Below are 23090 nucleotides of genomic sequence, written 5' to 3'. Positions count from 1 at the left end.
AACTCCCCGATAGTCGTTACCCGGCCAGGACCCAGAGTGCCTGATCCGAACGGCGGTGTCACTGCCGCGTGCACGCCGATGTCCGAAGAACTGCCCGTAAGGTCAGTTTTTCACCGTTGACGCGCAGTCGCCGCTCGGCCACCACTCCGCGAGCCTGTCCAGGGCTTCGTCGCCGAAGGGGTTCACGCCCCGGCCCACGGCCAGGGAGTGCGCCACGTGCACGTGCAAACACTTGACCCGGTCCGGCATGCCGCCCGCGGTGACGGTCGTGCCGAGCGGTTCGATGGCGTCCCGTTCAGCCAAGTACAAATCATGCGCCCGGCGGTAGTCCTGGGCCAATTGTTCATCCACGGCCAACCGGTCGGTCATCTCCTTCATCAGCCCGGCGCCCTCCAGCCTGCTGACGAACGAGTTCAACCGCGAGCAGGTCAGGTAGTACAGGGTCGGGAACGGGGTGCCGTCCTCCAACCTCGGGTTGGTCTGCACGACCGCCGGGTGGCCGCTGGGGCACCGCGCGGCGACCTCCCGCATGCCCCGCGGCGCGCGTCCCAGCTGCGCCGCCACCGCCGCCCTGTCCTCGTCACTGACCGTCATCGCGCTGCCGCCGAATCCCACAGTTGCTCGTACCACGCCTTGTCCTGGGCCGGTTTCGCGGCCGGTCGTTGTTCGTCGATCTCCCGCTCCTCGTCACCGGGGAGCTGAACGATGTAGGGCGTCTCGCCGGGCCGGACGTAGTGCAGCCGGCGACGCGCCTCGGCCTCCACGTGCGACGGGTCCGCCAGTTCACGCTTGCGCTGCTCCAGCTGGGCCACCTCGACCCGCAGGGTCTCGTGGGAGGCGGTGACCTCCCGCAGCTCCTCCCGTTGCGCCAGGTACGTCCTGAGGGGCACGGCGATGCTCAGCGCGAGCGCGCACACCACCATCGCCAGCAACGCGGCCCGCCGGGTGCCGGTCATGCCGAACGCGCCGCCGGTGCCCGCGCCCGCCCTGGTCCGGGCCTTCGACTGCGGCTTGCGCGCCGTCGGCCGTGCCTGCGGCCTCGCGCCCGCGGGCTTGCGGCCCGACGTGCCGCCCTTGGCGGACCTGCGGTCGGCCGGGCTCGCACCGCTGCCCTGACGACCAGCGGTTTTACCGGCAGCCCTCGGGTCCGCCTTGCCGCTTCCCGCCTTGCCGCTTCCCGCCTTGCCGGCTCCCGCCTTGCCGGCTCCCGCCTTGCCGGTACCGGCCTTGCGGTCCCGGCCGGCGGCAGGGCTGGACCTCGGCGTGGCGTCCCGGCCACGTCGAGCGTCCCGTTCCCGCGGCGCCATCAGCTCTCCGGTGTGTACCGCGGGAAGGCCAGGTCACCGGCGTACCGCGCGGCGTCGCCCAGGGCCTCCTCGATGCGCAGGAGCTGGTTGTACTTCGCCGTGCGCTCACCGCGGGCGGGCGCGCCGGTCTTGATCTGGCCGACGCCGGTGGCCACCGCCAGGTCGGCGATCGTGGTGTCCTCGGTCTCGCCGGAGCGGTGGGACATCATCGACTTGTAGCCGTACGACGTGGCCAGGGCGACCGCGTCCAGCGTCTCGGACAGGGTGCCGATCTGGTTCACCTTCACCAGCAGCGCGTTCGCCGCGCGCCGGGAGATGCCCTCCTCCAGCCGCTCCGGGTTGGTCACGAACAGGTCGTCGCCGACGATCTGCACGCGGTCGCCCAGCTCGGCGGTGAGCTGCACCCAGCCGTCCCAGTCGTCCTCGGACAGCGGGTCCTCGATCGACACCAGCGGGTAGGCGTCGACCAGGCCGGTGTAGTAGCCGGTCATCTGCTCGGCGCTGCGCTTGGTCTTCTCGAACTGGTAGGCACCGTCGGTGTGGAACTCGGTGGCGGCGACGTCCAGGGCCAGCGCGACGTCGCGGCCGGGGGTGTAGCCGGCCTTCTCGATCGCGACCATGATCAGGTCGAGCGCCTCGCGGTTGCTGGTCAGCGCGGGTGCGAAGCCGCCCTCGTCGCCCAGGCCCGTGGACAGGTTCTTCGACTTCAGCACGGACTTCAGCGCGTGGTACACCTCGGCGCCCCAGCGCAGGGCCTCGCGGAAGCTCTCCGCGCCGATCGGCGCGATCATGAACTCCTGGATGTCCACGTCGGTGTCGGCGTGCGCGCCGCCGTTGAGGATGTTGAGCATCGGCACGGGCAGGACGTGCGCGTTCGGGCCGCCGACGTACCGGAACAGCTCGAGACCGCTGGACGCCGCCGCCGCCTTCGCCACCGCGAGCGACACGCCGAGGATGGCGTTCGCGCCCAGGCGGGACTTGTCCGGTGTGCCGTCCAGGTCGACCAGCTTCTGGTCCACCACGCGCTGCTCGACGGCTTCGACGCCGACCAGTCCGGGAGAGATCTCGTCGAGCACAGCCGTGACCGCGCGCTCCACTCCCCTGCCGAGGTAGCGCCTGGCGTCCCGGTCGCGCAGCTCGACCGCCTCGTGCTCACCGGTCGACGCGCCGGACGGCACCGCGGCGCGTTCGAGCGTGCCGTCGTCCAACGCCACCTCAACCTCGACGGTCGGGTTGCCGCGCGAGTCCAGGATCTCGCGGGCGCCGACCTGCTCGATGACCGCCACGTGCGCTCCCTCGTCAGACCATTCGCGTACCTGTGACGAGCCTAGTTGGTGCAAGGTGTGGAACGGCCCCGGCTCGCTCGTCGGGGGGTCGTCGGGAAGGGGATGCACGCGTGGTTCACGTGACGCGGGGTGGGGATGGGCCGCTGCTGGTGCTGCTGCACGGGCTCGGTGCGACCGGGTCGGTGTGGCGCGGTGTCGCGGAGTCGTGGCCCGGGTCGTGGATGGCGGTGGACCTGCCGGGGCACGGGCGGTCGGCGGCCCTGGAGCGGTACTCGTTCGGGGCGTTGGCGGCGGCGGTGGCGGCGGTGGTCCCCGGCGGGCCGGTGGCCGTGCTGGGGCACTCGCTGGGTGGTGTGGTGGCGTTGACGCTGGCCAGTGGGTGGTTCGGGGTGGACGTGCGCGCGGCGGGCGGGGTGGGCGTCAAGCTGCGGTGGACGGCGGAGGAGTTGGCGCGGGCGGCTTCACTGGCCGCGCGGCCGGCTCGGGTGTTCGGGACGCGGGCGGAGGCGTCGGCGTGGGCGGGCAAGCTGGCCGGTGTGCCGTTGGAGGACGGCGTGGTCGAGGTGGGCGGCTCGGGCGAATCGGTCGGGACAGGCGGCTCGGCCGGGGTCGGCCGCTCCGCCGAGGCGGTCGGTTCGGGCGGGACGGCCGGTTCGGGCGGGACGGTCGAGGCGGCCGGGTCGGGAGGGACAGGCGGTGCGGGCGGGACAGGCGGAACGGTCAAGCTGGGCGGCTCTGGCGAATCGGGCGGCTCGGGCGGTTGGCGGGCGGCGTTGGATTCGGGGGCGTTCGGGGTGGGCGCGCCGGACGTGGCGGGGTTGCTGGCGGTGGCGAAGGCGCCGGTGTTCCTGGCCGCCGGCGAGACCGACCACATGTGCCCGCCGGAGCACCTGCGGGCGGCGCAGCCGAGTGGAATAGTCCTACCCGGGGTCGGCCACAACGCCCATGTGGAGCAACCCGCGTCGATCAAGCCGGTGCTCGACCGGCTGCACGCCGCGCTCGTGGGGTGACCCGTGTGGTGACACGCCGATCCCGTCATCCGGTCGGCTGTCGAACCGCGGCGGGGTGCACGGGTAGCGTTGATCGAACCATGACGGACAGCACCTTCGAGGCGTTCCGCCGAGCCGAGGCGCTGCTCGCGGACCGCCGACCGCTGGAGGCGCTGCGCGAGCTGCGGATCGTGCTCGAAGCGGCGCCGGAACGGGCGAGCGTGCAGCTGCTCGCGGGCCGGGCCTACCTGGGTTCGGCCCAGCTGAAGCGCGCCGAGGCGGCGTTCCGGAAGGTGCTGGACCTCGATCCGAGCGACCACTACGCGCGGTTCGCGCTGGGCCGGACGTTGCAGCGGCAGAACCGGTTGACCGAAGCGTTGACGCAGCTGCGGATGGCGGCGGCGATGAACCCGTCACCCGAGTACCAGGAAGCCCTGGGCGAGGTCAGCGCCCGCCTGGCGGTGGAGCGCGACCGATGACCGCCTACGAACTCGGCGACGTCGTGGCCGAGCGACGGCTGGAGTGCGTCGCCGGTGACGGCACGCGCACCGAGGTCGTGATCCGCTTCGGCAGCCCCCACCCCGACCCGCTGAGCACCAACGGCGACTGGTGCTGCCCGCACCAGATCCTGGGGCTGGGCAAGGACGACGTCGGCGCGTCGTTCGGCGTCGACTCCCTGCAGGCCCTGCTGCTCAGCGTGTACCGGGTGCGGCTGGAGCTGGCGAGCCGCGCTGCGGCGGCCTCGGTGGACCTCGACTGGCTGGGCCTGCCGGAACTGGGCCTCACGGTCGCCCCGATCCCGCACACCGGCCCACCCCCGCAGCCCTCCGGCACCTGACTACACCGCGCGTTCGGCAGCTCAGGTTTCGAGGCTGGCCCGCGCGTAGGCGTCGGCGCCGCTGTAGACGTTCTGGCCGTACTCGGTCGAGTTGTTGTAGTCCAGCACCGCCGCCCACCAGCCCTCGCCGGTGCCCAGGTCACGTCCACCGGAGCAGAGGTACCGCGCCGCGGCCAGGGCGGCGTCGTCGATGTTCTGCGGATCGGGGTTCTGGCCGTCCCCGTTCGCACGCACCGCGTAACGGGCCCAAGTGGTCGGGATGAACTGCATCGGCCCCACCGCCCGGTCCCACGTCGTGTCGCCGTCCAGCACACCGCCGTCACTGTCGGCGATCGCCTTCACGCCCGGTGAGCCGTCCAGCGGGATGCCGACGATCGGGCTCGACGGCCGACCGGCCTCCTGGAGCCGCCGGCCGCCGATGGTGCCGTGGTGCGACTCGATGCGGCCGATACCGGCCAGCGTCGCCCACGAGATCCGGCACGACGGGTTCTGGGTCCGCATCATCAAGTCGGCCACGGCGTACGCCCGCAGCGCCCGCGCCGGCACGTCGATCTTCCTGGACAACGACGCCGCCCACGCGTCCAGCGGTTCGACACCACCCGTCGGCGAGGCCTCGGGTGCGCCGGACGTCGGCACCTGACCGGCCGCGCCCGGTGCGGCGGCGCCGGGCCGCACTTCCAGGAACGGCACGGGGAACGGCGGATCGGCGGCGGGCCTGGGCGAGGAGCGGTTCAACGCGCCCAGCGCCCACGCCCCGCCCGCCACGAAAGCGAGCAGGACCAGCACCAGCGCCAGGCGCCCGGCCAGGTTGCCGGCATCGCCGCGGCCCGGAGGGCGAGGCTCGGTCTTCGACGGCGGCGGGACGACCACCGCCCCAGGCTACGTGCTCGCCACGAGTGCTCGGGGCGAGTTTGCGCGGCAATACGTCCCCGGTACCTGTTTTGCGAGGTTAAGGCCTGTTTGTCCTACTGGACGGGAAGCCGAGGCTTGCCTAAGTTCGTAGAGCCTCAGTTAACTCCTCGTGAGGATGGCCGCCGTGCTCCTCAGCAACGGGCTCATCGGGCTGCGCGAAGGACTGGAAGCAGCCCTGGTCGTCAGCATCCTGGTCGCCTTCCTGGTCAAGACCGACCGCCGGTCCCGGCTGCCCCACGTCTGGCTGGGCGTCGGCGCGGCCGTCGCGCTGTCGATCGTGTTCGGCGCGGTCGTCACGTTCACCACCGCGACGATGACGTTCGAGCAGCAGGAGGCGTTCGGCGGCGGGATGTCGCTGCTCGCGGTGGCGTTCGTCACCGGCATGATCTTCTGGATGCGCGCCACGGCCCGCACGATCGCCGCCGAACTGCGCGGCAAGCTGGACCGGGCGCTGGAGATCGGCCCGGTGGCCGTCGTCACCCTCGCGTTCCTCGCCGTCGGGCGCGAAGGCCTGGAGACCGCAGTCTTCTTCTACTCCAGCGTGCAGAGCGCGGGCAACACGACCCAGCCGATGATCGGGTTCCTGATCGGCATCGGCGTCGCGATCGGCCTGGCCTTCCTGCTCTACCGGGGCGCGATCCGGTTCGACCTCGGCAAGTTCTTCACGTGGACCGGCGCGCTGCTGGTGTTCGTCGCGGCGGGCGTTCTCGCCTACGGCCTGCACGACCTCCAGGAAGCCGTGATCCTGCCCGGCCTGGACACGCTCGCGTTCGACCTGAGCGACACCATCCCCGAGGACTCCTGGTACGGGGCGCTGCTCAAGGGGATCTTCAACTACTCGCAGCGCACCACCGTGCTGCAAGCCATCGCGTGGACGGCGTACGTCGCCATCGTCCTGCCGCTGTTCCTGATCCGCCCGCGCGTCGCGGCGAAGAGCTGAAACCGGAGAACAAACCGTGCCCGTTCCCCACTCCGCCGTCCGCGCCGGCCGCGCCGCCTTTCGCACCGCCGCTCTCGGCTCGCTGCTCCTGATCGCCGCGTGCGGCACCGAGGCCGCGCCCGCGGGTGCCGACGGCCCGATCGCCGTCGAGGCGTCCGACGAGGCGTGCAAGGTCGCCCGCACCACCGCGAACACCGGCAACGTGACGTTCGAGGTGACCAACAAGGGCAGCAAGGTCACCGAGTTCTACCTGTACGCCGAAGGCGACCGGATCCTCGGCGAGGTGGAGAACATCGGCCCCGGCCTGACCCGCCGGCTGATCGTGGAGGTCACCGAGGCGGGCAAGCTGCAGACCGCGTGCAAGCCCGGCATGAGGGGCGACGGCATCCGCGGCGAGTTCACCGTGTCCGGTGAGGGCAAGAAGTCCACCGACGGCAACGCGAAGCTGGCCGAGGCGACCAAGAGCTACCAGCGCTACGTGAACTCGCAGGCCGACACGCTGCTCGTCAAGACGACCGAGTTCGTGGACGCGGTCAAGGCGGGCAAGGTCGAGGAGGCCAAGGCGCTGTTCCCGGTCGCCCGGATCTACTGGGAGCGCATCGAGCCGGTGGCGGAGAGCTTCGGCGACCTCGACCCGAAGATCGACGGCCGCGAGGACGTCATCGAGGAGGGCGCGGAGTTCACCGGCTTCCACCGGCTGGAGAAGGACTTGTGGGTGTCCGGGCTGCAGGCCGACTCGCCCGCCATCGCCGACCGGCTGCTCACCGACGTGAAGGACATCGTGACGCAGGCCAAGGCGGTGGAGCTGACGCCGTTGCAGCTGGCGAACGGGGCGAAGGAGCTGCTGGACGAGGTCGCCACCGGCAAGATCACCGGCGAGGAGGACCGCTACTCGCACACCGACCTGTGGGACTTCCGGTCCAATGTGGACGGTTCGCAGGCGGCCGTCGCGGCGCTGCGGCCGGTGATCGAGGAGCGGGACGCGGCGCTGGTGGCCTCGGTGGACGAGAAGTTCAAGGCGTTGGACGAGCTGCTGGAGACGCACCGCGTCGGTGACGGGTTCAAGCTGTACACCGAGCTCTCGGCGGACGAGGTCAGGGCGTTGGCGGCGGCGGTGGACGCGCTCGGCGAGCCGATCAGCAAGGTCGCCGAGGTGGTGTCGCAGTGACCGGCGTTCCCCGGCGCAGGCTGCTCGGGTTCGGGGCGGCGGGTGCCGCGCTGGTCGGTGCCGGTGCGGCGGCAGGTGCGTTGTCCGCGTCCGGTTCGGGCTCCGGTTCCGGGGGTGAGGGGGCGCTGACCGGTGCGGAGGCGGTGCCGTTCCACGGTGAGCACCAGGCCGGGATCGTGACGCCCGCGCAGGACCGGATGCACTTCGTGGCGCTGGACGTGACCACTTCCAAGCGTGCCGAACTGGTGTCGCTGCTGCAGGAGTGGACCGAGGCGGCCCGGCGGATGACGGCCGGTCAGGAAGCGGCCGAGGGCGGCGCGGTCGGCGGCAACGCGCAGGCGCCGCCGAAGGACACCGGTGAGGCGCTCGACCTGCCCGCGTCCGCGCTGACGTTGACCATCGGGTTCGGGCCGTCGCTGTTCGACGACCGGTTCGGGCTGGCGCCGCTCAAGCCCGCGAAGCTGATCGACCTGCCCCGGTTCCCCGGTGACGACCTGGACGAGCGGCGCACCGGTGGTGACCTGTGCATCCAGGCTTGCGCGAACGACCCGCAGGTGGCCGTGCACGCGATCCGCAACCTGGTCCGGATCGGCTTCGGGCGGGTCTCGGTGCGCTGGTCGCAGCTCGGGTTCGGCCGCACGTCGTCCACGTCCACGTCGCAGGTCACGCCGCGGAACCTGTTCGGGTTCAAGGACGGGACGAACAACGTGAAGGCCGAGGACGGCGACGCGCTGCGTGAGCACGTGTGGGTGGCGCCGGGCGACGGGCCGGACTGGCTGGTCGGCGGCACGTACCTGGTGGCGCGGCGGATCCGGATGCACGTCGAGATCTGGGACCGGACGTCGTTGGCGGAGCAGGAGGCGATCGTCGGGCGGACCAAGGGCGTCGGCGCGCCGCTCGGGCAGGTGGCCGAGTTCGACCCGGTCGACCTGCACGTGAAGGGTGCGGGCGGTGAGCCGGCGATCGGCGAGGTGGCGCACGTGCGGCTGGCGTCGGCCGAGCACCTCGGCGGCGTGCGGGTGTTGCGGCGGGGGTACAACTTCACCGACGGGTCGGACGGGCTCGGGCACCTCGACGCCGGGCTGTTCTTCGTGTGCTTCAACCGGGACACGGGCCGGCAGTTCGTGCCGATGCAGCACGCCTTGTCGACCAAGGACGTGATGATGGAGTACTTGGAGCACAACGGTTCCGGCCACTTCGCCGTCCCGCCCGGCGTCCGCGAGGGCGGCCACTGGGGCGACACCCTCCTCCCCCACCCCCCGTGAGTCCTACGTTCCCGACCCGTGAGTCCTACGTTCAGGTCGCGTGAGTCCTACGTTCAGAACGACCGTGTCCTACGTTCGGAACCCCCGAGTTCAACGCTCGGAACACGGTCGGCCGGCCTGGGCCGTTCTGAGCGTTGAACTCGGGGGACGCGAACGTAGGACTCACGCGTTCCGAACGTAGGACTCACGCGAGGGGTGGGAGTTCGGGTGGCGTGGCGGCGGGGCGGTCGGCGAGGGACGTGAGGGCCAGGCGGACGGCGGTGTCCAGCTGCGGGTCGCGGCCGGCCACGCGGTCCTGCGGCGTGATCACGACCTCGACGTCCGGGTCGACGCCGTGGTTCTCCACGTCCCACCCCGGCCCGGCGAACCACGTCGCGTAACGGGGCTGCGTCACCAAGGTCCCGTCCACCAGGCTGTACTGCATGTCGATGCCGATCACCCCGCCCCACGTGCGGGTGCCGACGACCGGCCCGATCCCCATCTCCTTGATCGCCACGTTCACGATGTCACCGTCGGACCCGGCGAACTCGTCCGCGATGGCCACCACCGGCCCGCGCGGCGCGTCACCGGGGTAGCTCACGGCCGTGGTGTACCCGCGCGCCACCGACCAGCCGATGACCTTCCGCCCCAGCTTCTCCACCACCAGCTCGGACGTGTGCCCGCCGCCGTTCTCCCGCACGTCCAGCACCACCGCCTCGCGCGCCAGCTCCACCCGCAGGTCCCGGTGCAGCTGCGCCCAGCCGGCGCCCATCATGTCCGGCACGTGCAGGTACCCGACCCGCCCGTCGGTCAGCTCGTGCACGCGCGCCCGCCGGTCGGCCACCCACGCGTGGTACCGCAGCGGTTCGTCGTCCCGCAACGGCACCACCACGACCCGTCGCGGCTCACCCCCACCACCGGGCCGCACGGTCAGCTCCACCGGTTTCCCCGCCGCGCCGACCAGCAGCGGCGCCGGGCCGGTCACCGGGTCGACCTGCCGCCCGTCGACGGCCACGATCGCGTCACCCGCCCGCACCGCGACCCCCGGAGCCGCCAACGGCGACCGCGCCGCCGGGTCCGACGTCTCACCCGGGATCACCCGCACGACCCGCCACGCGCCCGCCTCGTCCCGTTCGAGGTCCGCACCCAGCAGCCCCACCGCACGACCGCGCGCCCCGCCGTGGACGGGCATGACGTAGGCGTGCGACGTGCCCAGCTCGCCCTGCACCTCCCACAGCAGGTCGACGAGGTCGCTGTAGCTGCCGAGCCGGTCCACGAGCGGCCGGTAGCGCTCCAGCACGCCCGCCCAGTCCACGCCGCCCATGTCGGTGCGCCAGAAGTGGTCCCGCATCAGCCGCCCGGCTTCCGCGTACGACTGCCGCCACTCGGCGGCCCGGTCCACCACCACGCGAATCCGGGACAGGTCGACGTCCACCGAGTCGCTGTCGTCCGAGTCGACCTTCCGGTCGGTCGGCACCACCCGCAGGTCGCCGCGGTCCTGCACGACCATCCGCTGACCGTCGCCGGCCACGTCGAACGCGTCCACGCCGTCCACCAGCGTCTCCGTGCGCGACTTGGCCAGGTCGAACCGCTCCAGCGACGCTCGCGGCGGACGTGCCGTGGGACTGGCCAGGTTGTCGCCCAGCACCCCGCGCATCGGCGAGCGCAGCCACAGCAGCCCGCCCTTCGCGGCGGTCAGCGCGGAGTAGCTGGCGGCGGCGACCGGCACCGTCACCACCCGGTCGGCCAGCCCCTCCAGGTCGACGACCGTGATCGGGTTCTCGTTGTCCTTGTCCTTGTCCTTGTCGTGCGAGTCGTCGCCGACGGACCGGCCGAGGCGCAGCGGGTCGAACGGCGACGGCGTGGTCGCGGCCAGCGGCACGAGGTACGGCCGGCAGCCGGTCGGGAACGACAGGTCGAACACGTGCGCGTCGTACACCGGGTCGAAGCTGCGGACCGACAGGAACGCCAGGTAGCGGCCGTCCTCGGTGAACGTGGGCGAGAAGTCGGAGAACCGCAGCGGCGTCACGTCCACCACGGACAGGTCGGTGGTGTTGGTCATCCGGATGTGCTGGAGCGGGCGCGGACCGGGGTGCGACCACGCGAGCCAGTTCGAGTCCGGCGAGAACGCCAGGTCGCTGACGTGCGGGTTCGCGCCCTTCAGGACTTCGCGCACCTCGCCCGACTCGACGTCCACCAGCAGCAGCCGCCCGTCGTGCGTCGCGACCGCGAGCCGGCGGGCGTCGGGCGCGACGGCCAGTTCCAGCACCCGGCCGAGCTTGCCGACGGCCACCCGGCGCGGCTCGTTGCCCGGCTCCACCCCGCCGACCGGGGAGAACTCCAGGCCCTCCTCGCCGTCCGCGTCGGTCACCCACACGACGTTGTCGCCGACGACGCGCGGCAGCCGTGCCCGCACGCCCGGCTGTTCGGCCAACGCGCGCACCGGCCCGTCCCGGTGCGTCACCCAGTGCACGGTCCCGCGCACCTCGACCACGCTCGCGCGGCCGGTCTTGTCCGGGTGGAAGTCGTCCGGGCGGGACGACACGGCACGCGGCCGGCGGCCGGTGCGTGGCCCTCCCAGCACGATCTCCAGCCGACGCGGTGCCGCGCCGTCGAGGTCTTCGAGCACCCACAGCTCGCCCGCCTGCTGCCAGACGATCCGCTCGCCGTCGCTCGACGCGACCCGCGCGTAGAAGTCCTGCTGCCCGGTGTGCCGCCGCAGGTCCGACCCGTCGGGGAGGACCGAGTACACGCTGCCGGCGCCGTCGTGGTCGGACAGGAACGCGATCCGGTCCCCGATCCACATCGGCGACGTCAGCGAGGACGTCAGCTCGGGCAGGATGCGCGTGAACTCGCCGTCACCCGCGCCGTCCACCCACAGCTTGCCCGCCGCACCGCCCCGGTAACGCTTCCACCAGGCGGGGTCGTGGCCGTAGACGGAGGTGACGACGACCTGGCCGGACGGGCCGAACGACACGTCGTCCACCCAGCCGAACGGCAGCCGGCGCGACGGTCCGCCGTCGGTGGGCACGGCGTGCGCCCACTGCCGGTTGGAGGACGCCTGGCCGGTGGCCGTCACCGCGACGACCTCACCGGCGGACGTCCACCCGCGCACGGCGGTCGAGTAGTCGCCCCAGTAGGTGAGCCGGGTGGACTCGCCGCCCGCCACGGGTGCCAGGTGGACCTCGGGCGCGCCGTCGCGGCGGCTGGTCCAGGCGAGTCGGGTGCCGGTCGGGTCGAAGCGGGGGAACGACACCGGCACCTGGTCGGCGGTCACCCGCCACGCCCGGCCGCCGTCCAGTGGGGCTAGCCACACGTCGTCCTCGGCCACGAACGTCACGAGATCGCCGTGCAGGTGCGGGAAGCGGAGGTAGGCCTCGGTCACCCTCTCGACGTTAGCGCCCCGTTCACGTCCGGTTGAGCCGGGCCGCGAGCTCACTGCGGCATCGCACCCGGACGTCACCGGACCGGGGAGCGCTCAGCCGGGCCAGTGTGCGCGCCAGTCCGCCGCGCTCAGGGTGGTGGCGCCGGCCGCGCGGGCGGACCGCTCGGCGGCGCGCACGTTCGCCTCGAACCTGCGGGCCACGGCGCGCAGCTCGGTCTCCGGGTCCTCGCCGGCGAGCTTCGCCAGCGCCGCGACCGCGAACAGCGTCGTGCCCGTGTCGTCGCCCTCGGGCAGCAGGTCCACCGGGAACCCGGCACGCGCCACCCGCTGCGCCAGCTTTCCCGCCAGCGCGACCGCGGGCTGCCCGGTGGCCACCCCGTCCACGCTGGATTCCCGCTGCTTCTCGACCTGCTTCAGCTCTTCCCACCGGTGCTGCTGGGACGTCGCGTCGTGCACCGCAGGGTCGTTGCCCTCGAACACGTGCGGGTGCCGGCCGACCAGCTTGGTGACCAGGTCGCCCGCCACGTCGTCGATGTCGAACGGGTGCTCGACGTCCTCCACCGCGATCCGGGCGTGGAACAGGACCTGCAGCAGCACGTCGCCCAGCTCTTCCCGCAACGCCGCCCGGTCGCCGTCCTCGATGGCTTCCAGCAGCTCGTAGGTCTCCTCGACCAGGTACTGCCGCAGCGACTTGTGGTCCTGCTCGGCGTCCCACGGGCACCCGCCGGGCGACCGCAGCCGGTCCATCACGGCCGCCGCGTCCAGCAGCGCCAGGCCGGGCACCCGGATGACGTCCGATCCCCACCCCATCATGGCGAGCGCGACCGGTTCCGCCGGGTTCGTCGTCACCAGCACCGCGGGCTCACCGGTGTGCACCCACTCGGTGACGGGTCGGGCGTCGAACAGCGCGGCGTCCACGCCCTCCCCCGCGTACACCACCGCCGCGCTCCGCAATGCGGGTAGCGCGGCGGCGGGCACGACCGGGGTGGAACCTACGACGACAACGGTCACGAGGACTTCTGCGACACGGTCGCCTGGTAGCCGCTCATCTCACCCTCGCTGGGCGCGAGCGCGATCGCGGTGCCGTCCCACATCCCGTACCGCGGGTTGATCTGGATCTCCGGGTCGCCCGCGAGCGACTGCACGAGCCGCAGCCCGATCTGCTCCAGCAGCTGCGGCGTGAGCTGCCCCGTGGACGACTCGCCGGACGTCCGCACGTCCGTCTTGCGGTCCGTCACGTACGCGACGATCCACTGCGCGCTGCTCGGGTCCGGCGCGAACGCCACCACGCTGCCCGCCGGCACGCCGAACAGCGGCGACTGGGCGGCCTGCGGCGAGTCGGCGGACCGCACCCGCTGGCCCTTGCGGGACAGCGCCTGGCCCTCGGCGCTCTGCGGCGCGTCGGCGACGAACTCGGCCATCTTCGCCGGGTCCTTCGCGACCTGCTTGGCCTTCTCGATCGCCTCGGCGTTGTCCTTGGCGAAGAAGTAGTCGAACGTGACTTCCATCCGGTCCGCGTACTTGCGCGCCAGCTCGACCAGCAGCAGCTGGTCCTTGGCCCGCTCGCGGAAGGTCGCCGCGTCGTAGACGGTGTTCTGCGAGGCCACGTCCGCGCCGCCGGCCTGCTCGACCGACTCGGTCACATCCTCCTCGGACACCGTGACGCCCTCGCGCTGGGCGGCCAGCACGATCAGCTCGTGCTGCACGCCGAGCGTGACCAGCTGACGGGCGACCTGGTCGAGTTTGCGCTGGTCGTGCAGCTTCTGGGCCTCGGGCTCCTTCTTGAGCACGATCTCCAGCCGCTGCTGCACCTGCTCCAGCGGCAGCACGGTGTCGCCGACGATCGCGGCCGAGCCGACGTGGGCGGGGCCGTTGCCGCAGCCCGCCACCAGCAGTGCCACCGCGGTGACAGCCGCGCCGATCAGGGTGAAGCGCCTCTGCACAGTCCTCACGACCAGTACCTTCTCACGTCGCCGTGACGCCGCTCACGGGAGTCCCCGCCAACGCCCCCAGGAATCCGGCGCACCAGTCCAGCAGCTCCTGGTCGCGCAACACGGGTGCGCCCATCCGGCCGCCGGCCGCGCCCTCGGTCGGCCGAGGCACGCTGACCGTGTGGGTGGTCGCCTTGTAGACCGCCTTGGGGAACAGCCGGCGCATCCGCACCATCTGGCTGTCCTTCAGCTCCAGCGGCGCGAACCGGATGGTGGCTCCCTGGGTGGCGACCTCGGTGACGCCGTGCGCGCGGCACGTCTGCCGGAACCGGGCCACCGCCAGCAGCCGTTCGACGGGCAGCGGCGGGGTGCCGTAGCGGTCCTTCAGCTCGTCCCACACGCTCTGCAGCGACTCGGCGTCGCCCGCGGCGGCGATCTTGCGGTAGGCCTCCAGCCGGAGCCGTTCGCCGGGCACGTAGTCGTGCGGGATGTGCGCGTCCACCGGCAGGTCGACGCGGACCTCGGCCAGCTCCTCCTCCAGCTCGCCCTCCGCGCCGGCGTGCTTGCGGAACGCCTCAACGGCCTCGCCGACGAGCCGCACGTACAGGTCGAAGCCGACGCCCGCGATGTGGCCGGACTGCTCGGCGCCCAGGATGTTGCCCGCGCCGCGGATCTCCAGGTCCTTCATGGCCACCGCCATGCCCGCGCCGAGCTCGGTGTTCTGCGCGATCGTGGCCAGCCGGTCGTGCGCGGTCTCCGTCAGCGGCGACTCGGGCGGGTACAGGAAGTAGGCGTAGCCGCGTTCCCTGCCGCGGCCGACGCGTCCGCGCAGCTGGTGCAGCTGGGACAGGCCGAGCATGTCGCCGCGTTCCACGATGAGGGTGTTGGCGTTGGAGATGTCCAGGCCGGTCTCGACGATCGTGGTGCACACGAGCACGTCGTACTCGTTCTCCCAGAAGCCCTGGATGATCTTCTCCAGCTTGTCCTCGTTCATCTGGCCGTGCGCGGTGACCACGCGGGCCTCGGGGACCAGCTCGCGGATGTGCCGGGCGGCGCGCTCGATCGAGGACACGCGGTTGTGCACGTAGAAGACCTGGCCGTCGCGCAGCAGCTCGCGCCGGATGGCCGCGCCGACCTGCTTGTCGTCGTAGCCGCCGACGTAGGTCAGGATCGGGTGCCGCTCCTCGGGCGGGGTGAGGATGGTGGACATCTCGCGGATGCCCGCCAGCGACATCTCCAGGGTGCGCGGGATCGGCGTCGCGGACATCGTGAGCACGTCGACGTGCGTGCGGAGCGCCTTGATGTGCTCCTTGTGCTCGACGCCGAACCGCTGCTCCTCGTCCACGATGACCAGGCCGAGGTCCTTGTAGCGCAAGCCCTTCTGGAGCAGGCGGTGCGTGCCGATGACGACGTCCACGTCGCCCTCGGCCAGGCCGGCGATGGTCTGCTCGGCCTCCAGCGCGTCGGTGAACCGGGACAGGCCCTTGATGTTCACCGGGAACGCGCGCATCCGGTCGGCGAACGTGTTCAGGTGCTGCTGGGCGAGCAGGGTCGTCGGCACCAGCACCACGACCTGCTTGCCGTCCTGCACCGCCTTGAACGCTGCCCGCACCGCGATCTCGGTCTTGCCGTAGCCGACGTCGCCGCAGATCACCCGGTCCATCGGGACCGTGCGCTCCATGTCGGCCTTGACCTCGTCGATCGCCGCCATCTGGTCGAGCGTCTCGGTGAAGGGGAATGCGTCCTCCAGCTCGCGCTGCCACGGCGTGTCCTGCGCGAACGCGTGGCCGGGCGCGGCCTGGCGGGCGGCGTAGAGCTGCACCAGCTCGGCGGCGATCTGCTTGACCGCCTTCTTCGCCTTGGCCTTGGTGTTCTTCCAGTCGCCGCCGCCCAGCTTGTTCAGCGTGGGCAGCTCGCCGCCGACGTAGCGGGAGATCTCGTCCAGCTGGTCGGTCGGCACGAACAGGCGGTCGCCGGGCTGGCCGCGCTTGCTGGAGCCGTACTCCAGGACCAGGTACTCGCGGGTCGCGGTGCTCCCGGCGGTGTCCTTGGTCGTGCGCTGCACCATCTCGACGTACTTGCCGATGCCGTGCTGCTCGTGCACCACGTAGTCGCCGGGGCGCAGGGCCAGCGGGTCCACCGCGTTGCGGCGGCGGCTGGGCATGCGGCGCATGTCCTTGGTGGACGTGCCGTGCCGGCCGCCGGTCAAGTCGGTCTCGGTGAGCACGACCAGCGCCAGCTCGGGCAGCGAGAAGCCGTCCTCCAGCGCGCCTCGGACGACCGTGACGGCCCCCGGCTTGGGCGCGGTGTCGAGGACGTCCCTGAGGACGACGTTGACGTCCGCTTCGCGCAGCTGCTCGGTGGCCCGCTGGGCGGTGCCCGCGCCGGGGACGACGAGGACCGCCGTGCCGCCGGAGACGGTGTGCGCGCGCAGGTCGGCGAACGCCCGTTCGACGTCGCCCTGGTACGCCTCGACCTGCTTCAGCTCCAGCCGGACGACGTCCTCGCCCTCGGTGGTGAGGCGGCTGAGCGTCCACCACGGCCGGTTGCCCGCCCTCGCGGACTGCGCGACGTCGGCCAGGCTGTGGTAGGCGCTGGCGTCCAGGTCGATGGGGCTCTGGCCGCCGCCGGCCGCCGCCATCCAGGACGCCTCCAGGAACTCCTGGCCGGTGCGCACCAGGTCACCGGCACGCGCCCGGATCTTCTCCGGGTCGTTGAGGACGACGTGCGTGCCCTCGGGGACGACGTCGGTCAGGAGCTGGAGCTCGCCCTCGCAGAGCGCCGGGATGAGGGCTTCCATGCCCTCGGTCGGAATGCCGTTGGCGATCTTGTCCAGCAGTTCGTGCAGGTGGGCGTCCGCCGCGTGCTGTTCGGCCAGCTCGGCGGCCTTGCCCTTGACCTGCTCGGTCAGCAGCAGTTCGCGGCACGGCGCGGCGGTGAAGGCGTCGACCTCCTGCGGCAGCGAGCGCTGGTCCGCGACCGAGAAGGGGCGGATCTCGCTGACCTCGTCGCCCCAGAACTCGACCCGCAGCGGGTGTTCGAGGGTCGGCGGGAACACGTCCAGGATGCCGCCGCGCACCGCGAACTCGCCGCGCTTCTCGACCATGTCGACGCGGGTGTAGGCGATCTCGACCAGCTCCGCGAGCAGCGCCTCGAAGTCGTGCTCGGCGCCGACCGCCAGGTGCACGGGCGTGAGGTCGCCGAGGCCGGGCGCCATCGGCTGGATCAGGCTGCGGACCGTCGTGACGACGACCTTCAGCGGGTTGTCCCCGGGGTGTGCCAGCCGGCGCAGCACCTGCAGGCGCGCGCCGACCGTGTCCGCGCGCGGGGACAGGCGCTCGTGCGGCAGCGTCTCCCAGGACGGGAACAGGGCGACCTGGTCCGGGCCGATGAGGTCGCACAGGACGGTCTTCAGGTCGTCCGCCTCGCGGCCGGTGGCGGTGACCGCCAGCACGGGCGCGCTGTTCGCGAGGGCCGCCGCGACCAGCGGACGTGCCGCCGGGGGGCCTTCCAGTTCGAGGTCGGGCACGCCGACCGAGTCGGCGAGCGCGCGCAGCGCCTTGTCGGGCAGGACAGCGGTCAGCAGGCCGGACAGCGGGCCGGGCTGGGGCATTGCGATGGCTCCCCTGGGGGTGAACGCGGGCAGACCCCTGCCCGGGACTGAACGTCCACCGGAGGGGTTCTCGTCCGCCAGCCTACGGGCCACGCTGGCGGCGCGCCCCGTGATTTCGGTTGACGCGGGCGTGACGCTGGGTACGTGGAGACCAAGGAGATCAGGGCCGACTACGACGATCGGCACATCACCGTGTACCAGGCGTACTCGCCTGCCGTGGCTCGTCCGGCGCTGGCCGCGGGCCGGTTCGTGCCGCCGTTCAAGGCCGGTCGGATGACGTGGATCAAGCCGTCGTTCCTCTGGATGATGTACCGGTCCGGCTGGGGGACGAAGGAGGACCAGGAGTGCGTGCTGGCCGTGCGGATCACCCGTTCGGGATTCGACCAGGCCGTGCGCGAAGCCGTTCCCAGCAACGAGGGCATCGGCCGGAAGCCCGAGGTGCGGGTGCAGTGGGACCCCGAGCGCGACCTGCGCCTCAACCCGCTGCCGCACCGTTCGTTGCAGCTGGGGCTGGCGGGTGGCGCTTCGCGCCGGTACGTGGACGAGTGGACCGTGGGGCTGACCGACGTGACGGCGTTGGCCCACGAGGTCCGCGACCTGGTGCGGGCCGGCGACCTGGACGGCGCGCGGGCGCTGCTGCCGGTGGAACGGCCCTACCCGGCCCCGTGAAACCGGCCCCGTGAAACCGATCGAGTGAAACCGGTCCCGTGAAGCCGGTCCCGTGAACGGGGAGCACACATGGCGGCGGTCATGCTGACCGGTATGCGTCGCGTTGTCGGGCTCGCTGCCGTGGCGGTGGTGGCCGGGTGTTCGTCGGACAGTGCCGGGGGTAGCGCGCCGGGGACACCGGCGCCCGAGGAGCTGCGGGTCGAGGTGGTGGTGGCCGGGCTGAGCCACCCGTGGGACGTGGGGTTCCTGCCCGACGGGCGGATGCTCGTGCCGCAGCGGCCGGGGCGGATCGCGCTGGTCGCGGACGGTCGGGCGACCGACGTCGAGGCGGACCTCGGTGACGTCGCGGTACGGGGTGAGGGCGGGCTGATGAGCCTGGTCGTGCACCCGGACTTCGCCACCAGCAGGCGGTTCACCACGTGCTTCAACACCTCGTCGGATGTGCGGCTGGTGACGTGGGAACTGGACGGCACGAAGGCGACCCGGGTGAAGGACCCGCTGGTGGCGGGGCTGCCGGCCAACCCGAGCGGACGGCACTCGGGGTGCCGGATGGCGCTGGACCGGGACGGGCACCTGCTCGTCGGCACCGGGGACACCGCGCGGGGTGACGTCTCGCAGGACAAGGCCAACCTCGGCGGCAAGGTGCTGCGGATCGACCTGGACACCGGTGAGGGCGTGGCCGGCAACCCGTTCGGCGACCGGATCTACACCTACGGGCACCGCAACGTGCAGGGCGTCGCGGTCCGGCCGGACGGCGTGGTGTTCACCGCCGAGCACGGGCCGGACGTCGACGACGAGGTCAACGTGCTCGAGCCGGGCGGCAACTACGGGTGGGACCCGTCGCAGGGTGGCACGGTCGGCGGCTACGACGAGGACGTGCCGATGACGGACCTCGAACGGTTCCCGGACGCCGTGCCCGCCGTGTGGTCGTCCGGCGATCCGACGGAGGCGATCTGCGACGCCGCGTTCCTCGTCGGCGAGCGGTGGGGCGCGTTGAACGGCGTGCTGGCGGTGACGGCGTTGAAGGGCGCGAAGGTGCTGCTGTTCACGGTCGGCCAGGACGGCAAGGTGGCCTCCGTGGCGATCCCGCCGGAGATGGACGGCACCCACGGCCGCCTGCGTGGCGCCGAACTGGGCCCCGACGGCGCCCTCTACGTGACCACGTCGAACGGCACCGACGACAAAATCCTCCGCCTGACCACCCCGTGAGTCCTACGTTCACGTCCCGTGAGTCCTACGTTCGGAACCCCTGAGTTGAACGCTCGGAACGCCTGAGTTCAACGCTCGGACAGGCGGCGTGTTCTGAGCGTTGAATTCGGGGGTTCCGAACGTAGGACACGGGTGTTCTGAACGTAGGACTCACGGGTTCTGAACGTAGGACTCACGCGGGGGGGGAGGGAGGGTTAGCGGGTGCGGAGGCGGGGTTTGTGGTCCATGTGGGACAGGCCCTTCCAGGCCAGGTTGACCAGGTGGGCGGCCACCTCGTCCTTCTTGGGCTTGCGGACCTCCAGCCACCACTGCCCGGTCAGCGCGACCATGCCCACCAACGCCTGCGAGTACAGCGCGGCCAGCTTGCGGTCGTAGCCCTGGCGGGAGAAGTGCAGGCCGAGGATCGACTCCACCTGGGACGCGATGTCGTTCAGCAACGACGAGAACGTTCCGGTGGACGACGCCACGGGCGAGTCGCGCACGAGGATCCGGAAACCGTCCGTCGATCCCTCGATGTAGTCCAGCAGCGCGCACGCCGCCTGTTCCAGCAGCTCACGCGGGTGTCCGCCGGACAGCGCGTTGACGATGTGGTCCATCAGGTACTGCATCTCGCGGTCCACGACGACGGCGTAGATGCCTTCCTTGCCGCCGAAGTGCTCGTAGACCACGGGCTTGGACACGCCCGCCCGGTGCGCGATCTCCTCGACGGAGGTGACCTCGAAGCCCTTCTCGGCGAACAACGCCCGAGCGACGTCGAGCAGCTGCTCGCGCCGCTCCTTGCCGGTCATCCGCACGCGTGGCGCCGGTGTGTCGTCGCCGCGCCGTCTCCCCGCCATCCTGGCCACCCTAAACACCTGCCCCTCGCCGGCGAGGCGAGGGGCAGGTGAAGGAAGGTCGGGCCAAGGGGCGAACGATCACTTCTTGGCGGTGATGCGGGCCAGTCGCTCGGGGTTCGGCCAGCGCACGTTCGTCGCCCAGCCGAACTTCTCGAACACCCAGATGAGCCGCGCGGACGTGTCGATCTGACCGCGCTTCACGCCGTGCCGGGCGCACGTCGGGTCGGCGTGGTGCAGGTTGTGCCACGACTCGCCGAAGCTCAGGATCGCCAGCGCCCAGACGTTGGCGGACCGGTCGCGCGCCGCGAACGGGCGGTCGCCGACCATGTGGCAGATCGAGTTGACCGACCACGTCACGTGGTGCAGGAACGCCACCCGGACCAGGCCGGCCCAGAAGAACGCCGACAGCGCGCCGGACCACGACATGGTGACCAGGCCGCCGATGACGGCGGGCGCGAGCAGGCTGATGGTGGTCCACAGCGGGAACAGCTTGTCGACGCGGACCAGGTCCTCGTCGGCCAGCAGGTCGGGGGCGAAGCGCTGGGCGTTGGTCCGGTCGCGGTCGAACAGCCAGCCCATGTGGGCGTGCCAGAAGCCCTTGGCCAGCGCGACGGGGCCGCTGCCGAACAGCCACGGCGAGTGCGGGTCGCCCTCGCGGTCGGAGAACGCGTGGTGACGGCGGTGGTCGGCGACCCACACGATCACCGGGCCCTGCAGCGCCATCATGCCCGCGATGGCGAGGCCGATCTTGAGCGCGCGGTTGGCCTTGAACGAGCCGTGCGTGAAGTACCGGTGGAACCCGACCGTCACGCCGAGGCCGGCCACGTAGTAGAACGCCACGAACAGCGCGACGTCCACCCAGCCCAGCCCCCAGCCCCAGGCGAGCGGAACGGCCGCGAGCAGAGCCAGGAACGGCACGATGACGAACACGTACACGCTGAACTGCTCGACGTGCCCACGCCGTCCGTCGATGATCGGCTTGGGTCCGCGGTCCTCGGGACCTTGCGGCGTGGACCTGCTCTCCAGGGTGCTGGTCATACATGTACCTCGTTGTGTGCTCGGGGCTACCTACGGAACCGTAACTTACGGCAGCGTAAGTTAGGCGGACGCGGTCCCGCCATAGCCGGGGCGAAAGTCATGGCGTGTTCTCAGCAATCCGGGCGTGTCGATCACCGTCGGGGCATCATGCGGTGATGGGGTCACCGAACGTTCGCCGCAGACGCGGGCCGCGCGTCGCACTCGTCTCGCTGCTCGTGGTGTTGTTGCTGCTCAGCGGTGGCCTGCTGGGGTTCGGCTGGTACTACAGCGGCGAGCTGCTCGACCCGGAGAACGCCCGTCCCGGCTACCGCGACACGGTCACCACCTCGGCGTCCGGGTCCGTCTCGCTGGTGGAGTCCAGGGTCACTGTGCTGCCCGGCACATGGGGCCTGGCGTGGGCGGGGGGCGGCGCGGAGGTCGGTCGGGTGACCGGGCGGTCCGCCGGCACGGTGGTGCGCGAACTGCGGGGCACTGCGCCCCCGGACGGCACACCGGTGCGGATGGAGACCTCCGTGTGGACCACGGACCCCGCCCAGGCACACGATCTGGACTACACGGAAGTGCGAATTTCCACCGAATTGGGTGACGCTCCGGCATGGCTGGTTCCCGCGACGTCGTCCACGTGGGTCGTCGCGGTGCACGGAAGGGGCGGCTCCAGGGCCGAGGCCTTGCGGGTCATGCCTGCTCTGCACGACCTCGGGCTACCCGTTCTCGCCGTCACCTACCGGAATGACGACGGCGCACCGCCGTCGCCGGACGGCCTGTACCACCTGGGCGACACCGAGTGGCGCGACGTCGAGGCGGCCGTCCGGTACGCCCGGGAGCACGGCGCGCGGAACGTCGTGCTGTACGGGTGGTCCATGGGCGGCGCGATCGTCGGCCAGTTCCTGGCGCGGTCGGCGGCGGCGGACGACGTGGCCGCCGTCGTGCTCGACGCGCCGGTCGTGAGCTGGACGAAGACCCTGGAGCTGCAATCGGGCAACCGCGGCGTCCCCGAGCAGCTCGTCCCGATCGCCGAGCTGGTCTCGGACTGGCGGGTCGACCTGGAGTTCGGCCGCTTCGACCTGGCCGTGAACCCGCCCGCGCACCGCCCGCCGACCCTGCTGTTCCACGGCGGCGCGGACGGCACCGTGCCGGTCCAGGCGTCCCGCGACCTGGCCGCCGCGGCGGGCCGGCTCGACTGGCCGCTCCGGTACGTCGAGGTGCCCGCGGCGGAGCACACGGCGGCGTGGAACGTCGACCCGGCGGCGTACGAGCGCGCGGTGTCCGACTTCCTCGATTCGGTCGACGACATCCGGTAACCCGATGGTGTGCACGACTGACTACCGGTGGTAGTTGAACCGATGATTGTTTCGGACGAAATCGTGCCGGTTCGAGGTCCCCGGACCGGCTTCCGGTGCCGTCCAGTGTCGACATCCGGGCATGCGACGTTCATCCGACCGTGACCTAAGCGCCGTAATACGGCCCACTGACCAGGGATAACACGGACTGTCATGATCGAGTTACCCACCGGTTGCCGCCACTTGAGTGGTGCTGCTGACCTTCTTGGGAGACTCGTGACAACATGTGTTCGCGCGGTCGGGGCGAGCCCTGACCGTTCCGCCATGGTGTAAAGGCAGCACCTCGGATTTTGGTTCCGATGGTCCAGGTTCGAATCCTGGTGGCGGAGCGAGTGGGCCGGGCCACGAAGGTCCCGGCCGCCCTGCGTCTGCATGGGGGTGTGAG

The 23090-nt window shown here is 71.7% G+C and carries 19 protein-coding genes and 1 tRNA gene; 10 read left to right on the top strand and 10 right to left on the bottom strand.

Annotation, left to right across the window (positions count from 1 at the left end):
- Positions 1-102 precede the first annotated feature (102 nt).
- The 3 genes from OQ02_RS26345 to eno are packed head-to-tail and all read right to left on the bottom strand — an operon-like array spanning position 103 to position 2593.
- Positions 103-594, bottom strand: a complete 492-nt coding sequence (locus tag OQ02_RS26345; RefSeq protein WP_033441332.1) for a DUF501 domain-containing protein — start codon at positions 592-594, stop codon at positions 103-105.
- Positions 591-1307 (bottom strand): FtsB family cell division protein, encoded by a 717-nt coding sequence (locus OQ02_RS46085; protein WP_081915958.1) that lies wholly within the window; start codon positions 1305-1307, stop codon positions 591-593. Before OQ02_RS46085 ends, OQ02_RS26345 begins: the two co-directional genes overlap by 4 nt.
- On the bottom strand, positions 1307-2593 hold the full coding sequence (gene eno, locus OQ02_RS26335; protein WP_033441249.1) for a phosphopyruvate hydratase: 1287 nt from the start codon (positions 2591-2593) through the stop codon (positions 1307-1309). The genes OQ02_RS46085 and eno overlap by 1 nt, the downstream gene beginning before the upstream one ends.
- A gap of 110 nt (positions 2594-2703) precedes the next feature.
- Here eno and OQ02_RS26330 point away from each other — a divergent pair, with 110 nt between their 5' ends.
- From OQ02_RS26330 to OQ02_RS41330, 3 genes are all read left to right on the top strand, one after another.
- Complete coding sequence (locus OQ02_RS26330; protein WP_033441248.1) at positions 2704-3603, top strand: alpha/beta hydrolase; 900 nt, start codon at positions 2704-2706, stop codon at positions 3601-3603.
- Positions 3604-3683: 80 nt separating this feature from the next.
- Positions 3684-4061 (top strand): tetratricopeptide repeat protein, encoded by a 378-nt coding sequence (locus OQ02_RS26325; protein ID WP_033441247.1) that lies wholly within the window; start codon positions 3684-3686, stop codon positions 4059-4061.
- A complete protein-coding gene (locus OQ02_RS41330; RefSeq protein ID WP_051772818.1) occupies positions 4058-4420 on the top strand; it encodes a DUF6968 family protein in 363 nt (120 codons plus the stop codon). Before OQ02_RS26325 ends, OQ02_RS41330 begins: the two co-directional genes overlap by 4 nt.
- A 21-nt stretch (positions 4421-4441) precedes the next feature.
- Here the strand turns inward: OQ02_RS41330 and OQ02_RS26315 are convergent, their stop codons facing one another.
- Positions 4442-5290, bottom strand: a complete 849-nt coding sequence (locus tag OQ02_RS26315; RefSeq protein ID WP_033441246.1) for a lytic transglycosylase domain-containing protein — start codon at positions 5288-5290, stop codon at positions 4442-4444.
- Positions 5291-5456: 166 nt separating this feature from the next.
- Here OQ02_RS26315 and efeU point away from each other — a divergent pair, with 166 nt between their 5' ends.
- The 3 genes from efeU to efeB are packed head-to-tail and all read left to right on the top strand — an operon-like array spanning position 5457 to position 8705.
- Positions 5457-6272, top strand: coding sequence for an iron uptake transporter permease EfeU (gene efeU, locus OQ02_RS26310; protein ID WP_033441330.1), 816 nt, complete (start codon positions 5457-5459; stop codon positions 6270-6272).
- Between the two features lie 16 nt (positions 6273-6288).
- Positions 6289-7440, top strand: a complete 1152-nt coding sequence (gene efeO / locus OQ02_RS26305; RefSeq protein ID WP_033441245.1) for an iron uptake system protein EfeO — start codon at positions 6289-6291, stop codon at positions 7438-7440.
- The gene (gene efeB / locus OQ02_RS26300; RefSeq protein ID WP_033441244.1) at positions 7437-8705 is read left to right on the top strand and encodes an iron uptake transporter deferrochelatase/peroxidase subunit; all 1269 of its coding nucleotides are present in this window, start codon (positions 7437-7439) and stop codon (positions 8703-8705) included. Before efeO ends, efeB begins: the two co-directional genes overlap by 4 nt.
- Positions 8706-8889: 184 nt before the next feature.
- Here the strand turns inward: efeB and OQ02_RS26295 are convergent, their stop codons facing one another.
- From OQ02_RS26295 to mfd, 4 genes are all read right to left on the bottom strand, one after another.
- On the bottom strand, positions 8890-12069 hold the full coding sequence (locus OQ02_RS26295; RefSeq protein WP_033441243.1) for a S41 family peptidase: 3180 nt from the start codon (positions 12067-12069) through the stop codon (positions 8890-8892).
- A 93-nt stretch (positions 12070-12162) separates the two neighbouring features.
- Positions 12163-13080 carry a MazG family protein gene (locus tag OQ02_RS26290; RefSeq protein ID WP_033441242.1) on the bottom strand — a complete coding sequence of 306 codons (918 nt, stop codon included), beginning with the start codon at positions 13078-13080 and terminating at the stop codon, positions 12163-12165.
- Entirely contained in the window at positions 13077-14021 is a 945-nt protein-coding gene (locus tag OQ02_RS26285; protein ID WP_051772817.1) for a SurA N-terminal domain-containing protein, read from the bottom strand. The genes OQ02_RS26290 and OQ02_RS26285 overlap by 4 nt, the downstream gene beginning before the upstream one ends.
- Before the next feature lie 13 nt (positions 14022-14034).
- The gene (mfd, locus tag OQ02_RS26280; protein ID WP_033441240.1) at positions 14035-17613 is read right to left on the bottom strand and encodes a transcription-repair coupling factor; all 3579 of its coding nucleotides are present in this window, start codon (positions 17611-17613) and stop codon (positions 14035-14037) included.
- Positions 17614-17757: 144 nt separating this feature from the next.
- Between mfd and OQ02_RS26275 the strand changes: the two genes are divergently transcribed.
- Complete coding sequence (locus OQ02_RS26275) at positions 17758-18282, top strand: DUF4291 domain-containing protein (protein ID WP_033441239.1); 525 nt, start codon at positions 17758-17760, stop codon at positions 18280-18282.
- Positions 18283-18375: 93 nt separating this feature from the next.
- Positions 18376-19491, top strand: a complete 1116-nt coding sequence (locus OQ02_RS26270; protein ID WP_033441329.1) for a PQQ-dependent sugar dehydrogenase — start codon at positions 18376-18378, stop codon at positions 19489-19491.
- 194 nt (positions 19492-19685) lie between these two features.
- Here the strand turns inward: OQ02_RS26270 and OQ02_RS26265 are convergent, their stop codons facing one another.
- Together OQ02_RS26265 and OQ02_RS26260 are read right to left on the bottom strand one after the other, a co-directional pair.
- Positions 19686-20279: a TetR/AcrR family transcriptional regulator gene (locus OQ02_RS26265; protein WP_033441238.1), complete on the bottom strand. Its 594-nt coding sequence runs from the start codon at positions 20277-20279 to the stop codon at positions 19686-19688.
- 126 nt (positions 20280-20405) lie between these two features.
- The gene (locus OQ02_RS26260) at positions 20406-21365 is read right to left on the bottom strand and encodes an acyl-CoA desaturase (protein WP_033441237.1); all 960 of its coding nucleotides are present in this window, start codon (positions 21363-21365) and stop codon (positions 20406-20408) included.
- 155 nt (positions 21366-21520) lie between these two features.
- Here OQ02_RS26260 and OQ02_RS26255 point away from each other — a divergent pair, with 155 nt between their 5' ends.
- Positions 21521-22666, top strand: coding sequence for an alpha/beta fold hydrolase (locus OQ02_RS26255; RefSeq protein WP_033441236.1), 1146 nt, complete (start codon positions 21521-21523; stop codon positions 22664-22666).
- A gap of 297 nt (positions 22667-22963) precedes the next feature.
- A tRNA-Gln gene (locus OQ02_RS26250) sits at positions 22964-23034 on the top strand.
- Positions 23035-23090 lie beyond the last annotated feature (56 nt).

It is taken from the genome of Saccharothrix sp. NRRL B-16314 (assembly GCF_000716595.1).
Lineage (GTDB): Bacteria > Actinomycetota > Actinomycetes > Mycobacteriales > Pseudonocardiaceae > Actinosynnema.
The sequence above is the reverse complement of the archived record's forward strand: the minus strand, read 5'-3'. Positions and strand labels throughout refer to the sequence as shown.

Excerpts from the sequence above, each read along its gene's own strand:
- OQ02_RS26260 (WP_033441237.1), bottom strand. The coding sequence starts at position 21,365 with ATGACCAGCACCCTGGAGAGCAGGTCCACGCCGCAAGGTCCCGAGGAC.
- mfd (WP_033441240.1), bottom strand. The coding sequence starts at position 17,613 with ATGCCCCAGCCCGGCCCGCTGTCCGGCCTGCTGACCGCTGTCCTGCCC.
- OQ02_RS26325 (WP_033441247.1), top strand. The coding sequence starts at position 3,684 with ATGACGGACAGCACCTTCGAGGCGTTCCGCCGAGCCGAGGCGCTGCTC.
- OQ02_RS26345 (WP_033441332.1), bottom strand. The coding sequence starts at position 594 with ATGACGGTCAGTGACGAGGACAGGGCGGCGGTGGCGGCGCAGCTGGGA.
- OQ02_RS41330 (WP_051772818.1), top strand. The coding sequence starts at position 4,058 with ATGACCGCCTACGAACTCGGCGACGTCGTGGCCGAGCGACGGCTGGAG.
- OQ02_RS46085 (WP_081915958.1), bottom strand. The coding sequence starts at position 1,307 with ATGGCGCCGCGGGAACGGGACGCTCGACGTGGCCGGGACGCCACGCCG.
- OQ02_RS26265 (WP_033441238.1), bottom strand. The coding sequence starts at position 20,279 with ATGACCGGCAAGGAGCGGCGCGAGCAGCTGCTCGACGTCGCTCGGGCG.
- OQ02_RS26255 (WP_033441236.1), top strand. The coding sequence starts at position 21,521 with ATGGGGTCACCGAACGTTCGCCGCAGACGCGGGCCGCGCGTCGCACTC.
- OQ02_RS26270 (WP_033441329.1), top strand. The coding sequence starts at position 18,376 with ATGCGTCGCGTTGTCGGGCTCGCTGCCGTGGCGGTGGTGGCCGGGTGT.